Source organism: Streptomyces sp. NBC_00316 (assembly GCF_036158715.1).
Taxonomy (GTDB): domain Bacteria; phylum Actinomycetota; class Actinomycetes; order Streptomycetales; family Streptomycetaceae; genus Streptomyces.
Map to the genome: position 1 here is coordinate 8,326,334 of NZ_CP108023.1, position 14,439 is coordinate 8,340,772.

At 69.2% G+C, this 14,439-nt stretch carries 12 protein-coding genes and 1 pseudogene; 7 read left to right on the top strand and 6 right to left on the bottom strand.

What is annotated here, in order from left to right:
* Positions 1–2: 2 nt before the first annotated feature.
* Positions 3–605 (top strand): annotated as a pseudogene (locus OG878_RS37220) (glycosyl hydrolase family 95 catalytic domain-containing protein); the annotation flags it as partial.
* Here OG878_RS37220 and OG878_RS37225 read toward each other — a convergent pair.
* Complete coding sequence (locus tag OG878_RS37225; protein ID WP_328890857.1) at positions 581–2,794, bottom strand: terpene synthase family protein; 2,214 nt, start codon at positions 2,792–2,794, stop codon at positions 581–583. The pseudogene OG878_RS37220 and the gene OG878_RS37225 sit on opposite strands and share 25 nt — an antisense overlap.
* Before the next feature lie 381 nt (positions 2,795–3,175).
* On the opposite strand from OG878_RS37225, the gene OG878_RS37230 reads away from it, so the two are divergent.
* The gene (locus OG878_RS37230) at positions 3,176–4,510 is read left to right on the top strand and encodes an N-acetylmuramoyl-L-alanine amidase (protein WP_328890858.1); all 1,335 of its coding nucleotides are present in this window, start codon (positions 3,176–3,178) and stop codon (positions 4,508–4,510) included.
* A 142-nt stretch (positions 4,511–4,652) separates the two neighbouring features.
* On the opposite strand, the gene OG878_RS37235 is transcribed toward OG878_RS37230, so the two are convergent.
* Entirely contained in the window at positions 4,653–5,789 is a 1,137-nt protein-coding gene (locus tag OG878_RS37235) for an aminoglycoside phosphotransferase family protein (RefSeq protein WP_328890859.1), read from the bottom strand.
* A gap of 231 nt (positions 5,790–6,020) precedes the next feature.
* Here OG878_RS37235 and OG878_RS37240 point away from each other — a divergent pair, with 231 nt between their 5' ends.
* The gene (locus tag OG878_RS37240) at positions 6,021–7,517 is read left to right on the top strand and encodes a DNA-binding protein NsdB (RefSeq protein WP_328890860.1); all 1,497 of its coding nucleotides are present in this window, start codon (positions 6,021–6,023) and stop codon (positions 7,515–7,517) included.
* A gap of 156 nt (positions 7,518–7,673) precedes the next feature.
* On the opposite strand, the gene OG878_RS37245 is transcribed toward OG878_RS37240, so the two are convergent.
* Positions 7,674–9,128: a PP2C family protein-serine/threonine phosphatase gene (locus tag OG878_RS37245; protein ID WP_328890861.1), complete on the bottom strand. Its 1,455-nt coding sequence runs from the start codon at positions 9,126–9,128 to the stop codon at positions 7,674–7,676.
* 524 nt (positions 9,129–9,652) lie between these two features.
* Between OG878_RS37245 and rpmG the strand changes: the two genes are divergently transcribed.
* Both rpmG and OG878_RS37255 read left to right on the top strand, forming a co-directional pair.
* Positions 9,653–9,817 (top strand): 50S ribosomal protein L33, encoded by a 165-nt coding sequence (gene rpmG, locus OG878_RS37250; protein WP_328890862.1) that lies wholly within the window; start codon positions 9,653–9,655, stop codon positions 9,815–9,817.
* Between the two features lie 65 nt (positions 9,818–9,882).
* Positions 9,883–10,143 (top strand): type B 50S ribosomal protein L31, encoded by a 261-nt coding sequence (locus OG878_RS37255; protein WP_328890863.1) that lies wholly within the window; start codon positions 9,883–9,885, stop codon positions 10,141–10,143.
* 165 nt (positions 10,144–10,308) lie between these two features.
* On the opposite strand, the gene OG878_RS37260 is transcribed toward OG878_RS37255, so the two are convergent.
* Together OG878_RS37260 and OG878_RS37265 are read right to left on the bottom strand one after the other, a co-directional pair.
* On the bottom strand, positions 10,309–10,989 hold the full coding sequence (locus OG878_RS37260) for a YoaK family protein (RefSeq protein ID WP_328890864.1): 681 nt from the start codon (positions 10,987–10,989) through the stop codon (positions 10,309–10,311).
* A 63-nt stretch (positions 10,990–11,052) separates the two neighbouring features.
* Positions 11,053–12,108 carry a phosphatidylinositol-specific phospholipase C domain-containing protein gene (locus tag OG878_RS37265; RefSeq protein ID WP_328891509.1) on the bottom strand — a complete coding sequence of 352 codons (1,056 nt, stop codon included), beginning with the start codon at positions 12,106–12,108 and terminating at the stop codon, positions 11,053–11,055.
* Positions 12,109–12,468: 360 nt separating this feature from the next.
* Here OG878_RS37265 and OG878_RS37270 point away from each other — a divergent pair, with 360 nt between their 5' ends.
* Together OG878_RS37270 and OG878_RS37275 are read left to right on the top strand one after the other, a co-directional pair.
* A complete protein-coding gene (locus tag OG878_RS37270; RefSeq protein WP_328890865.1) occupies positions 12,469–13,242 on the top strand; it encodes a DUF4389 domain-containing protein in 774 nt (257 codons plus the stop codon).
* A gap of 42 nt (positions 13,243–13,284) precedes the next feature.
* Positions 13,285–13,800, top strand: a complete 516-nt coding sequence (locus OG878_RS37275) for a DinB family protein (RefSeq protein ID WP_328890866.1) — start codon at positions 13,285–13,287, stop codon at positions 13,798–13,800.
* Positions 13,801–13,835: 35 nt separating this feature from the next.
* On the opposite strand, the gene OG878_RS37280 is transcribed toward OG878_RS37275, so the two are convergent.
* Positions 13,836–14,327, bottom strand: coding sequence for a potassium channel family protein (locus OG878_RS37280; RefSeq protein WP_328890867.1), 492 nt, complete (start codon positions 14,325–14,327; stop codon positions 13,836–13,838).
* Positions 14,328–14,439 lie beyond the last annotated feature (112 nt).

Here is a 14,439-nt window from a genome sequence, read left to right on the forward strand (position 1 = left end):
AGGACGCCCACCACACCCGGGAGTTCTTCGTCTCGCACCCCGGGGACGTCATGGCCGGCCGTCTTGGCGCGGACCGCCCGGGCCAGGTACGGCCGGCTGGATGGTGCACAACGACACCGACCCGTACGGCTTCACCGGTGTGCACGACTGGTCTGCGCGGCGACGGCGGCACCGGCTGGTCCAAGGCATGGAAGATCAACTTCTGGGCGTGGCTGCGCGACGGCGACCACTCCCACAGGATGCTTGCGGAACACCTGAAGAGCTCCACCCTCCCCAACCTCTGGGACACCCACCCGCCGTTCCAGATCGACGGCACCTTCGGTGTCACGTCGGGCATCGCCGAAATGCTGCTGCAGAGCCAGTACGACATGATCGAGATCCTTCCCGCCCTCCCGACCGGCTGGCCGGAGGGATCGGTCCGCGGGCTGCGGGCCCGTGGAGGCTTCACCGTCGACATCGAGTGGGCCGCGGGGCAGGCCCGCCGTGTGGTGATCACGGCGGGCCTCAGCCGCGAAGTGACCGTCCGCAGCTCACTGTTCGCACGCGGCGAGAGGACCTTCAAGGCCCGTGCGGGCGGCCGCTACACGCGGGTGGCGGAGGGCTGAGCGAACAGCGCGGTGATCCGCGCCGCCGAGACGCCGGGCCCCGTGGGACCACTGAGGTGCCACGGGGTGCCGGCACCCCGCCGCAGATCCTCTTCGCGATAGCGGCGGCAGCCCCGGTGCCAGATCAGGATGCCGGCGAGCCAGTCCCTGAGCTCCTCCACGTAACCCTCCATGATCTCCCTGGCCTCGGCGTCCAGCCCGAAGTCGTCGTACAGGACCGGGAGTTCCTGCTCGGCGACATGGAGGAACTGGCGCAGCCGCGAGTTCATCAGGTCGTGCACGATCGACACCGCGGTCGGATAGTCCACCCCGAAGAAGTTCTCCACGACCAGGACGCCGTTGTGCACCTCACCCTCGTACTCGATCTCCTTCTGGTACGAGAACAGGTCGTTGAGCAGCGCGGCATAGTCCGACGCCGCGTTCTCCAGGGAGCGCAGCGGGCCGCTGCGGTAGATCTCCTCCGGCACCTTCTTGCCGTGACCGAGCCGGCACAGACTCATCGTGAGGTCCGAACCGAACGTCAGCCGCCGCATCTCGATGTAGTCCACCGGGTCCGGGATCCGGTTCTGCGCCTGGTTGGCCAGCTCCCAGAGCCAGCTCGCCGTCATCGACTCGATGGCCGTGCGCAACGCGCGCCGTGCGCGGTCGTCCATCGGGGCCGTCGTGCGCTGCCAGAGATCGGACAGACCGCGCTCCAGCGCATTGACCGGCTCCGGAGCGGCGGTGCCGTCCAGTGGCATGAACAGCGAGAGACGCGCATCGGCCAGCCGCGCCCCGGCCAGGTCCCTTGCCCGCCCGTGCACCACCGGGAACCAGTCGTCGCCGTAGGTACCCCAGGCCAGCCACCCCGAGGAGAGATCCAGCTCGTCCGCCGTCGCGTCCGGGTGCAGACCCGCCGCGCACAAGGGCAGGTCGATCGCGACGAGCCGCTCCTCGTCCCAGATGTGCGAGCCCGGCACCCCCGGCTGCGCCTCCAGGATCCCCATCCGGCGCGCCCAGTCGACGAGCCTGACCCGCGCCCCGTCCAGATGCGGACTGAGTGTGGTACCGAACGGCAGGTCGAATGCGGGCAGCAGCGACGGGCCGACGTGCCGGTAGGGCACGTGGGTGTGGCTGCGCAGCCTGGCCCGCTCCGAGCGTGGGGTGAAGCGGATCGACGCGGCGGACATACCGAAGCCGAGGGCGGCCTCGCCCGCCCCGCCGTCGTTCATGTAGCGGCTGGAGCGCATGTGCCACTCATGGCCGCCGGACTGCCAGTCCTGCAAACCCTTGACGTACGTGAGAACCGCCGCGGTCTCCGTCGGATCGAGTCCCTTCTCCAAGCACAGTGGCCCGAGTTCGGTGAGCGCGGTGTTCTCGAACTGCTGGAGCCGCGAGGTCAGCAGATCGTTCACCGCCTCGGCGGCCTCCTGGGTGGAGCAGTTCAGAAACCTCTCCAGTACCAGCACACCGTTGCTGTTCTCGCCCTCCTCCTCGACCTCCCGCTGGTACGAGAACAGGTCGTTGCGCAGATGCACACCATCGGAGAAGGCGTCCCGCAGCACCCGCAGCGCCCGCTCGTCGGCCACCGAATCGGGGACCTCGGCGCCCGCCGCGTACTCCACGAGCCCGGCCGACCAGGGCGCGCCGCCTACCTTGCGGCGCATCTCGATGTACTCCACGGGGTTCGCGATGCGGCCCTCGTTGATATTGGCGAGTTCCCACAGCGACTCGTTGAGCAGGTTCTCGGTCGCCTCCGCGAACCGGGCCCGCCAGGCGTCGGACATGTTCGGAACCGTCCGCGCCCACAGATCGGCCAGCCCGGCCTCGACCGGGTTGGCCGGCTCGGGCGTCTTCGCTCCGCGCTCCATCGGCATGAACGCGGGCAACCGGTCGAGGTACTGCTTGGCGCCCTCCCGGTCGGGGGTGCGCTTGAACAGCTCCAGGAAGTGGTCGTCGAAGAAGAACACCCACACGTACCAGTCCGTGACCAGCGACAGAGCCTCTGCCGAGCAGTCGGGGTGGGTGTACGCACACAGCAGCGCGTAGTCATGGGAGTCGAGGTCCTCCTCCTCCCAGATGCCGGAGCCTTCCACCATCCCTATGCCGCGGGCCCAGCTCTTGGTGTGCTGCCGCGCCTGCTCGACATGGGGGTTGAGCCGCGCCGGATACGGAACGTAGAAGTCCGGCAGGGTGAAGGGCTGTGCCATGTGCGTCCGGCCTTTCCGAGAGCTTCCGCGCGGTCGCGCGGACCGGTGGTGTCCGGCCGAGCACTACCCTTCGGCCGTCCGGGGCACGCACACCAGGAATTAGTCACACAAAAGGTGCGGGTGAGGGGGTGCCGCCGCGTCGAGGTGCATACCCGGCCGTTCCGTAAAACTCAGGTAACAGACCACCGCCACGGAGACGTTGCTTCTTTCTCATCGCAGGTCAGAGCCGCTGCCAGTGGTCTGGTCCAGTGGCTCGTCCGGCCATCCCCTTTGTGCCCTTGACGCGCTATCACCTCAGGTCACAGAGTGTGCGCCCATAGCCGAACAGTGATATCGGGCCGTTTACCACTTTCGAAGCACACAGCTCCAAGAAGGGTTGTCATGACGTCCAAGCAGAGGACCAGACTCACGCTCGCCCTGACCACCGTCAGCGCCCTGAGTCTCGCGCTGCTCGCTCCCGCGGCACAGGCCGGCGCGGACGGGGTGCGACCGGAGTGTCCGCGTGGCCTCGACTGCGACTGGGTCCCTGCGGCCTACCAGCAGACCGGCGACCCGGCCGACAAGGAGACGTACGGCAACTACGACACCGCGGACCGGCCGCACAGCAACAAGATCAGGTTCATTGTTCTGCATGACACCGAAGAAGACTTCGACACCACCCTGAACATTTTCAAGAACCCCCTGAAGCAGACCTCCGCCCACTATGTGGTGCGCTCGGGCGACGGTCATGTCACCCAGATGGTCAAGAACAAGGACGTCGCCTGGCAGGCGGGCAACTGGTACGTCAACACCCACTCCATAGGCATCGAGCAGGAGGGGGTCGCCGTCGAGGGCGCCAAGTGGTACACGCCCGAGCTGTACAACTCGACGGCGGAGCTGGTGCGTTATCTCGCCGCCAAGTACGACATCCCGCTCGACCGGCAGCACATCATCGGCCACGACGGCGTGCCGCCCACCAGCGCCGCCGGTACCAAGAACATGCACTGGGATCCCGGAACCTACTGGGACTGGAACTACTTCATGTCCCTGCTCGGCAAGCGGACGACCGAGCCCAGCGCCCCCAAGAGCAGCCCGCTCATCACCGTCAGCCCTCGGTTCAAGGACAACAAGCAGGCGTTCCGCGACTGCGAGAAGGGCGTCGACCTGCCGGTGCAGGGCAGCAGCGCAGTCCCGCTCCACACCGAACCGTCCACCGAAGCACCGCTGTTCTCCGACCCCGGCCTGCACACCGACGGTTCGCCCGGCACGAACTGCGCGGCCGACTGGGGCAGCAAGATCAGCGCGACTCAGCAGGCGGTCGTCGCGGACCACGCGCCCGGCTGGACGGCGATCTGGTGGTACGGCAAGAAGGCTTGGTTCCAGACTCCGGCGCACACCCGGACCACCGTGCCGACCGCCGGCTACGTCGTACGGCCCAAGGCGGGCCGCACCGAGGTGCCGGTGTACGGGGTGGCCTACCCGGAGGCGTCCGAGTACCCGGCGGACTTCGCCGACAAGCGGGTGGGCACGGCGCTGCCGTACACCATCAAGGCCGGGCAGTCCTACCCCGGCGGGGGCGAGGCGCCGACCGGGTTCTTCTACGCGCCGACGATCGACGCGTCGCTTCCGCTGGACCACACGTACTTCCGCGGTGGGGAGAAGTACGTGACGGTGCAGATCGGGCACCGGATCGCGTTCGTGAAGACGTCGGACGTGGACGTGGTGCGGGTGCGTTGACGGCTCGGGGGCGGGGTCCTGCGGGGCTTCGCCCCCGAACCTCCGCTCCTCGATCGCCGGAGGGGCCGAGCATGTCGCAACAGCGCGCTGCGGACCCGGTGTGTCGGCACCGGGCCCGCAGCGCGCATCCCTCGGAGCCGCGTCAGCGAGTGCCGACCGCAGCACGCACGGCCCGCCGGGCCATGGAGCAGTCGTCGTGCAGGCGGCGCAGCAACAGCCGCTGTTCCTCGCCCGACGACAGCACACCCGGACGGTCCTGAACGCCGCCCGCAGGTGCGGTCTCCCGCATCGCCCGCTGCACAGCCGTCTCGTACGTACGGATCTCCCGCGTCAGTACGAGCATCAGGTTCACCAGAAACGCGTCCCGTGCCGCGGTACCCGAGGCCTGCGCGAGCTGGCTGATCTGGCGCCGCGCCACCGGCGCGTCCCCCAGCACCGTCCACAGCGTCGCCAGGTCGTACCCCGGGAGGTACCAGCCGGCGTGCTCCCAGTCGACCAGCACCGGACCCGTCGGCGAGAGCAGGATGTTGGAGAGCAGGGCGTCACCGTGACAGAACTGCCCCATGCCCTGCCGGCCACCCGCGTGCGCCAGGCCGTGGAGCAGCTTCTGCAGATCGCCGAGATCACGGTCGGTGAAGAGCCCCAGCTCGTGATAGCGGGCGATGCGCGAGGCGTAGTCCAGCGGGGCGTCGAACAGTCCGGCGGCCGGCCGCCAGGCGTTGATCCGGCTGATCGCGCCGAGTGCCGCCCGCAGATCGGCCCGGGGCGGAGCCTCCGACGGGTGTCTCGTCAGCGACGCCACCCGGCCGGGCATCCGCTCGATGACGAGCGTGCAGTTCTCCGGATCCGCCGCGATGAGCCGTGGCACCCGCACCGGCGGACGGTGCCGGACGAACGTCCGGTATGCCGCTATCTCATGACGGAACCGCTCGGACCACACGGGGGAGTGGTCCAGTAAACACTTCGCGACCGCTGTCGTGCGTCCGGTCGAGCCGACGAGCAGCACCGAACGCCCGCTGCGGCGCAGCACCTGGACCGGATTGAACTCCGGGCAGATCCGGTGGACCGAGGCGATCACCATTCTCAGCTGTGCACCCTGCGGGCCGGAAAGGTCCAGTCGCCCGCTGAGCGGTGGGGTACCCAGCCCCACCGGCCGCCGGGACCGGACCGTGCCGGGCGCCGACGGGGCGGCGTGCGGGGCGAGATACGGTCCGGCGCCCGCCCCCATGGGACGCAGCGGCCGGGGCGGGGCGGACACGGAGGACGATGCTGTGTACATGGGCGAGACAGATCCCTTCGTGCGCCGACAAGTTGCGTGCGCCGCCCCGGCCGGCGGCCGTTCGGCACCCTGGGGAGTACCTAGGGCTGCCGGGCGGGGTGGCGCTTTCCTACCTGACACCGTCGCGCGGGTGGCAGACCATCTGGCGGACCCTGGCGAACCCTGGCGAATAGTCGCAAGGCATCTGACAGGGGGTTACTGTCAACACAGCCGAGAACCTGGGGGCTTGACGTGACCGGAGAACCCAACACCCGCCTGTCGGATCTGTTCGGCCTTGCCGGATGGTCCAAGGGCGAACTCGCGAGAATGGTGAACAGGCAGGCGGCGGCCATGGGCCATCCGCAACTGGCCACCGACACCTCGCGCGTGAGGCGCTGGATCGACATGGGGGAGTCCCCCCGCGATCCCGTGCCCGAAGTGCTGGCAGCCCTGTTCACCGAGCGGCTCGGTCGTGTCGTGACCATCGAGGACCTCGGGTTCGGCCGGCGCGGGCGTGTGGGGAATCGGCAGGAAGTCGGGAAGGAACACAATCCCGACGGACTGCCGTGGGCGCCCGAACGGACGGCAGCGGTCCTCACCGAATTCACGGGAATGGACCTCATGCTCAACCGACGCGGCTTGGTGAGCGCGGGCGCCGCGCTCGCCGCAGGATCTACCATCACCGGCCCCATGCACGACTGGCTGCACTCCGACCCTGTGCTGGCGGCCGACGCTCCACGGATCGACGATCCCCTCCATTCGGACCCGGCCGGCTTCGACCGGTACGAGGCCGCCCCCATCGGGTCGGAGGAGATCGAGGCGCTCGAACGGTCCGTCGAGGTGTTCCGCGCCTGGGACGCCTCCCGGGGCGGCGGCCTCCAGCGCAAGGCAGTCGTGGGCCAGCTCAACGAGGTGGGCGGCATGCTCGCCTACCGCCACCCCGACCATCTGCAGCGCCGCCTCTGGGGCGTCGCCGCCAACCTCGCCGTACTCGCGGGATGGATGTCCCACGACATCGGCCTGGAACCCACCGCCCAGAAGTACTTCGTCATCGCAGCCCATGCGGCGCGTGAGGGCGGCGACCGGCCTCGCGCCGGCGAGGCGCTCTCCAGGGCGGCCCGTCAGATGGTCCATCTGGGCCGTCCCGACGACGCGCTGGACCTGATGAAGCTCGCCAAGTCCGGTTCCGGGGACATGGTGCTGCCCCGCACCCAGGCGATGCTGCACACCATCGAGGCCTGGGCGCAGGCGTCCATGGGCCGTGGCCAGGCCATGCGCCGCACCCTCGGCAAGGCCGAAGAGCTCTTCGTGTCCGACAAGAGCGATGTGCCGCCACCCAGCTGGATGCAGCTGTTCGACGAGGCGGATCTGCACGGCATGCAGGCCCTGGCCTTCCGAACGCTCGCCGAGCACGAACCGTCGGCGGCCGTCATCGCCCAGCGCCACGCCAAGCAGGCTCTGGAACTGCGCGCCAACGGGCGTCAGCGCTCCAAGATCTTCGACTACATCTCACTCGCCTCGGCCTGCTTCATCGCCGACGACCCGGAACAGGCCGACCGTTACGCACGGCTCGCCCTGGTGACGATGGGGGAGACCTCCTCGCACCGCACCTGGGACCGGTTGCGTGAAATGTACCGGCTGACAGGTCAGTTCGCCGGATATGCGAAGATCGAGGACCTGCGCGAGGAGATCAATCTCGCCATGCCGCAGAGCCAGGTCATCAGGCGGCCGAGGAGCTCGGAGATCTGATTCCTTGGCGCCGCGACGACGGGGCGCCGACATCCATCGTCCGGCTGTTCACCGACACGACCACTGCATGAGCAGCGGGCGGTCTCCACCGGTGTTCCTGGGCTGTTCAGCGCTGTGCTGCGCTGTGCCCGCGTGCCGCCTCGTTCCGCCCCGGGCTCACACCCCGACACGGGCGATCAGCACGCATGCGTCGTCCAGGCGCTCGGTGTCACCGAACTCCTCGACGACCGTCCGTACGCAGTCCTGTGCCGTGCGCGCCCCGGCGAAGCGGGGTGCCAGCGCCAGCAGTGGGTCCGGGCCCGCACCCCGGTCGCTGCGACGGGTCAGCCCGTCGGTGTGCAGTACCAGCACGTCGCCGGGGAGCAGGTGCACGGCGTCCTGCTCGTACGTGACCGCGGACGCGGCGCCGAGCAGCACTCCGTCCGGTGGTGGCAGGGGGCGTCCCGCTCCGTCGCGGAACAGCAGGGGGGCGGGGTGGCCGGCCTGCGCCCATGCGAGCGTGCCGGTCGAGGGGTCGAAACGGCAGCACACCGCACTGCCGAGGGCGGGCTGCACCGACGATTCGAGTAACTGGTTGAGGTGGCCCATCAGGGCGCCCGGCTCGATACCGGCCACGGCCATCCCGCGCAACGCTCCCAGCAGCATCGCCATGGCCGAGGTGGCAGGGATGCCGTGGCCGGTCAGGTCTCCGACCGAGAGGAGCGTCCTGCCGTCGGGCAGTTCCAGCGCGTCGTACCAGTCGCCGCCGATCAGATCGCTGGACTGCGACGGCAGATAGTGGGCAGCGACGTCCAGCGCGCCGGGTCCCCGCCGAGGGAGTCGCAGCGAGCCGCGCCACGGGGGAAGCACGGCCTCCTGCAGCTCGACCGCCATGCGGTGCTCGGTCTGTGCCATGTGCTGCTGACGCCGGAACGAGTCACTGGTCCGGCGCACCACGCGCTGGCTGCGCCGCAGTTCACTGACGTCCCGCAGCACCGCCCACATCGAGGCGGTGCAGCCGTCGGCGTCGAGAACGGGCTCACCCATCATGTGTAGGGTGCGCGTCCGGCCGTCGGTCCGCAGGATGCGGAACTCGCCGTCTATCGGTTTGCCGTCGACAAGACAGTCCGTCACCAGCGAGGTGAGCAACGGCTGATCCTCGGGAAGCAGCACGGACGGAAGCTCGTCCAGGGACAACGGACCTGCCTCCAGGGGCCGTCCGAAGATCTGAAACAGCTCCTCGGACCAGGTGACCTCGTCGGTCAGCAGATCCCACTCGGCGCTGCCCACCCGGCTCAGCAGCGAACCGCTCCGCGGCTCGCCGGAGTTCTCGGGGGCGAGGTCCTGCTGCGGTCCTTCCGTGCCTTCCCGGGCCTGCTCCGCAGTCCTGGGCGGCAGGCCTTCCCTCAGCTGTCCCAGATGCGTGCCGAGGTTGTCGAGGTGATGGACGGCCAGCTCGCAGAGCGCACGCTGCCAGCGCAGCTGGGGATCGTCCTCGTCGACCAGCACGGCGTCCCGCCGCACTGCCTCCACATCTCCGCGCAGCCGACGGGTCCGGTTGATCAACACGTCGACGGCATCGCGCTCGGGCGGCTGTGGGGCGGGGCGGTCCGCGGACAGATGGGACGGCATGTCGTACTCCGATACAGGCGCGGTACAACCAGGTCTGAAAGGTGGACCGAAGACGACTGTTGCACAGGCTGCGCAAGCCTGTAAGTGGTTTGGCAACACTCGATACGGTGTTGCTTCTGGCATATGCCACCGGCTGCTCGAGGTGTCGTCCCCTCGAACAGCCTTGCTTGCCACGGCTGTTGATGCAAGTCACCCGGCGTGCGCGACCTTCCGCGCGCCCGTGCGGGGTGTTTCTGCGCGGGCCCGTGCATCCGGGCCGGTGTGCAGGCGTCGGAACCTTGCTGCCGGGTCCATCGACCGGCGCATCGCCGCGGCTGTGCGGTAGGGGCGCCCGTGCGGCGCCGGGTGCTCCTCACGCCCGCGACGCGCTCCTCGGAGTGCGACTCCGTCCTTGATTCCGGTCGCTCCGCGCTCGTGTCCGGGACGGGAATGCGGTCGGACCGCCTCGTGTTACAGGACCAGAACGAAAACGACACCCATTCCCATAACGGGTACGGGGTCGCCGGAAAGCCACGGAGATGCCCATGGCACGCAGTGAAGCCCGCCCTGTCGTCACTCTGCGTTCGACTGCCGGAACCGGATCGGCATACGTGACGCGCAAGAGTCGCCGCAACAACCCCGACCGGCTGGTCCTGCGCAAGTTCGACCCGGCCGCCGGTCAGCACGTCCTCTTCCGCGAGGAACGCTGACCTGCCGGAACGGGCAGCCCGCACCCATGGCGGGCGCGCCTCCCCACCACGAGGAAGGAACGCACATGAAGCCCCGAATCCACCCCGTCTCCCGTCCGGTGGTCTTCCGAGACCGTGCCGCGGGGGTCGCCTTCCTGACCCGGTCGACCGCTGACGCGGATCAGCGCGTGGAGTGGGAGGACGGCAACAGCTACCCGGTCATCGATGTCGAGACCTCGTCGGCGAGTCACCCGTTCTACACCGGCACCAACCGGGTGCTGGACACGGCCGGGCGGGTGGAACGGTTCCGGCGCCGTTACGGCACCACGTCGCCCGCCGGGCGTTGAAGCTCCGTGCGACACATCACAGTGGACCGTACGGATTCGAGGGAACAGAGCCCGATGGTTTACGGTTCACCTATGTGTGGATGACGCGCTCAGCGCCCACGCAGTGAGACCGCCCCGGTTGGATTCCCCCGATCCGGCCGGGGCATCCTCCTGACCGCCCGTCCCTCACCCCCGTCGGGACGGGCGGTCGGGCATCACCTCGATGAGCAGGGCACCCGCCACAAGGACCGCTGCGACCACGGCAGCGGCGTCGGGCCGGAGCCGTAGCGTCAGCGCCGTCGCCGTCGCACCGGCCGCGACGGCAATCAGCCGCCCGGCCACCCAGCCGTCCTTGTTTCGCAGCGACCGCAGTGCGACCCGCCCGACGAACGCGGTCAGTGTGCCGGTGAAGTAGTTGGTCGGCGTCGCGCAGATCCGGCCCTGAATTCCTATGGCCAGGGCGATGACCGCCAGCAGACCCAGCCGGTTGCCGTCGGACGGGATCAGGTCCAGACCCCACAGCGCGGCGCCGGTCGCGAGCAGCACCACCTCGACGAGCAGTTGCACCGGCAGTCGCCACCGCAACCGCTCGCCCATCCACGCACCGAGCGCGACCCCGCAGCTGTACGCGGCGAGCGCGGTGACCACGCGAGACGCCACTCCGTGCTCCCCGACACCGGCGGCGGAACCACCCAGCAGCACCAGATTGCCGGTCATCACCCCGGCGAAGACCTGGCCGACGCAGAGGAAGGCGAACGCGTCCGCAGCACCGGACGCGGCGGAGAGAAGTATCAGCGCCCATTCGCTGCACGGATCGTGCGCGGAGTCCGCGCTGAGCCGGCCGGTGGGCACGGTGGGAGTGGACACGTCCGCCACCCTAAGGGCTGTGCCGTCGTCCCCTGACGGGACAGCCCTTAGGGTTTCGAAGGGTCAGCCCGTCGCGCGCGGTACGACCGTCGCGAGCACCTGAGTCAACGCATGCCAGTCCGCGGTGATGATGCTCGCGTTCCGTCCCGCCAACAGGGTGAGACGGTCGAGTGCCTGAGTCTGCGTCGGATTGGTGCCGTCGATGGCGGGCGCCACGTTGTGCGCGTCCGTCATGACGACGAGGTACTGGTTCCGGGCGTACCACCCCGTGTCGATGGACTCTCCGGCGTACGCGGAGGCGTCGCCGTCGAAGACCACGAACCAGGGCCGGATGCCCGCATCGGTGTATCGCCCCCGTGGGTCACCGGCCTCGGCCCGGTGGACCGCGGGGAAGGCGGCCGCGTCGCCCAGCCGCCCGGCCGCCGCGAGGTCGCGCAGATGGCCGGCGTACTCCCGGTCGGTCCACAACGAGTCGACCGGATTGCCCTCCTCGACGGTGCCGGGGATCAGTTCCACGATGAAGCGCCCGGCCAGCGCGGAGCGGGCGGGCCAGCCGTCGGCCCGCACCGCTTCGTCGAGTGTGGCGTGCCCACCGGCCAGATCCGCGGGGCGGAACAGCGCACCGCCGAGCTTCTCGGACAGCAGCGTGTCCAACTGCGCGGGGCCCCGGCCGTTGTTGGCCTGGAAACCGTCCTTGAGCTCGAGCTTCAGCACCACCGGCCGGTGCCCCGGATGCGCGTCGTGCCAGGTCCTGATGTCCGCGAGGCAACCCGCCAGATTCTGGTTGCGTGACTTGGTGCGCAGTTCGCCGGCGGTCGACGCGTTCACGCAGTTGTTGTCGTTGCCGATCGGGTTGCTGTGCGAGACCCGCCAGGAACTGCCGAAGACATTGGTCCACACGTCGAGTTCGAGGAGCGCCGCACCGGAGTCGAGTGCATCGGCGAAGTAGGGGTACGTGGCCTTCTCGTAGGCATTGTGCACACCGACGCCGGTGGTCGCGGAGTAGGCGGACTCATCCGTGCCGGCCGAGCGGGCGGTTCCCGCGGTCAGACCCACGGCGAGCAGACCGGCTGCCCCGGCCGTCAGCCCTCGACGCCATCCGCGTCCCGTGCGGTTCATGTATTTCACGGAGCCTCCCCCTCATCGTTGATGCGCACGCGTCAAACGACAAGCACGATAGGAGAGTTGGATGACGGGCGGGGGTACGGAATCCGGCCGTTCGGGTGCGACGGCGACGCCGGATCGTCATGCCCGCGGGGACGGCCGGGGCACGGGTGGCGAGGACCGTGCGTCCCGCCCCCATCCGGACGGGCCCGAATCGCAGCGGGGGCGCGTTCAGCCCGGTCGGGCGCGGCCCGGACGCGGGCACGACGACCCGATCGGCCCGCGGCCGATTGCGGGCCGGTCCGCGCGGCGCCAGCGTGGGGTGACGGTCGTATGTGCCGATGGCGTACGCGTCACCTGCCGAGGAGGAGCGAGATGGCCGGCGCCCAGTGGACAGGCCCCAGGGGAGCGGACATGGGTGAGTGGCTGCCCGTCCTGGACCTGATCGAACCGCCGAGACAGCGGCGGCTCACCGTCCTGCTGCGGCTCCTCCTGCTGATCCCCCACTTCGTCGTGCTGTTCTTCCTCCATATCGCAGCCTTCTTCACCGCCATCGCCGGCTGGTTCGCCGCACTGGTCATGGGGCGGCTGCCCGAACCGGTCTTCCGCTTCCTCGCCGGGTACCTGGGCTACCACGTGCGGGTGAACGCGAGCATGATGATGCTGATCGACCGCTATCCGCCGTTCGCCCTGACCCCGCCATCGGACTACCCGGTCCTGATCGAGGTACGGCCGACCGCGCTCAACCGGCTCGCCGTCTTCTTCCGGCTGATCCTGATGATTCCGGCGGCCGTCGTGCAGGGCCTCGCCTCGACAGGGTGGTGGGCGCTGTCCTTCGTCTGGTGGCTGATCACACTGATCCTCGGGCGGATGCCCGAACCCCTCTTCGAGGCCACGGCTGCCACGCTCCGCTACCACATGCGGTTCTACGCCTACTTCATGATGCTCACGCCGGCGTACCCCAAGGGATTCTTCGGCGACGAGGCCCTGTCCGTACCGGAGCACCAGACACGTTCCGCCACCCGGCCGCTTGTCATGAGCGGTGCGGGGAAGGCCCTGCTGGTCCTCTTCCTGATCCTGGGAGTGGCCGCCGACATCACCACCTCCACCACGACCGACTGGTCCTCGGACAGTGCCGACAACTGGTGAAACGCCTGGCGCACTCCAATGAACAACAGGCATGATCATGCGATGACATGGACAGCTCCTGAAGCCACCCGCACCCCCGGCTCCCTCGTCGCCGACGAGCGGGAGATGCTCACGGGATATCTCGCCTGGTTCCGCAGTACGTTGCTGCAGAAGTGCGCCGGCCTCACCGGCGAACAGCTCGCCGAACAGACGGTACCGCCGTCCAACCTCACCCTCCTCGGGCTGCTCCGCCACATGGCGAAGGTCGAACGCACCTGGTTCCGGGAGCGATTCGCCGGACAGAAGTTCGAGCCGATGTACGACCCGGCGAAGGGCAAGGATGCCGACTTCGAGGACCTGGACCCGGCTCGCGCGGCCGACGACCATGCGCGCCTGGTCGAGGAGTGCCGCCTCGCGGACGCCGTCGTGGCCGGTGCGTCGTTCGACGACACCTTCATCCACGGTGGCGAGGTCTACTCACTGCGCCTGGTACTTGTCCACATGATCGGGGAGTACGCGCGTCACATCGGCCACGCGGACCTCGTGCGCGAACGCCTGGACGGGGAGACGGGGGCCTGAGGCGCCGCAGCGTCGCCCGTTCCTCCCCCTCGCGTTCATCGTTCGCCACCGTGCCTCTCGAGCAGCCGCTCGACGCGGTCGAACCGTTCGTGCAGCGCATGCAGTTCCGCGTCGAACGCCTCCTCGCCCTGCCGGGCGCGGCGGCGCACGGCCCTGCCCAGATGCTCCGCATCCTGCTCCGCCTTGCTGACGAACCACGTCGCCATGGATGCGGTGACCATGCCGAACGTGGTGATCCCGGCCAGCATCATCACCGAGGCGATGACCCGCCCCCAGGCGGTCACGGGGTACAGATCCCCGTACCCGACCGTCGTCGCGGTCTCGATGGACCACCAGATGGCCTTGGGGAACGAGGTGATGTTCGCCCCGGGCGCGTCCTCCTCGGCAGGAACGACCAGCGCTGCTCCGGTCAGCAGCACCGCGACGGTGGCCAAGGACACCGACAGAGCGGCCCGGGCGTGAAACGTGCGCCACCGCCGGTCGCCCAGCAGACGACAGAGCAGGAACGCGAAGAACGATTGCTGCACAGGCAGAAACCCCCGGCTACCGGCAAACAGGAAGAGTGAGGGCGACGCTACCGTCGTACGGGCAGGCCGAACGGCCTGACACACGCCGGTCCCGGCCGGCGATGGCGTGGCG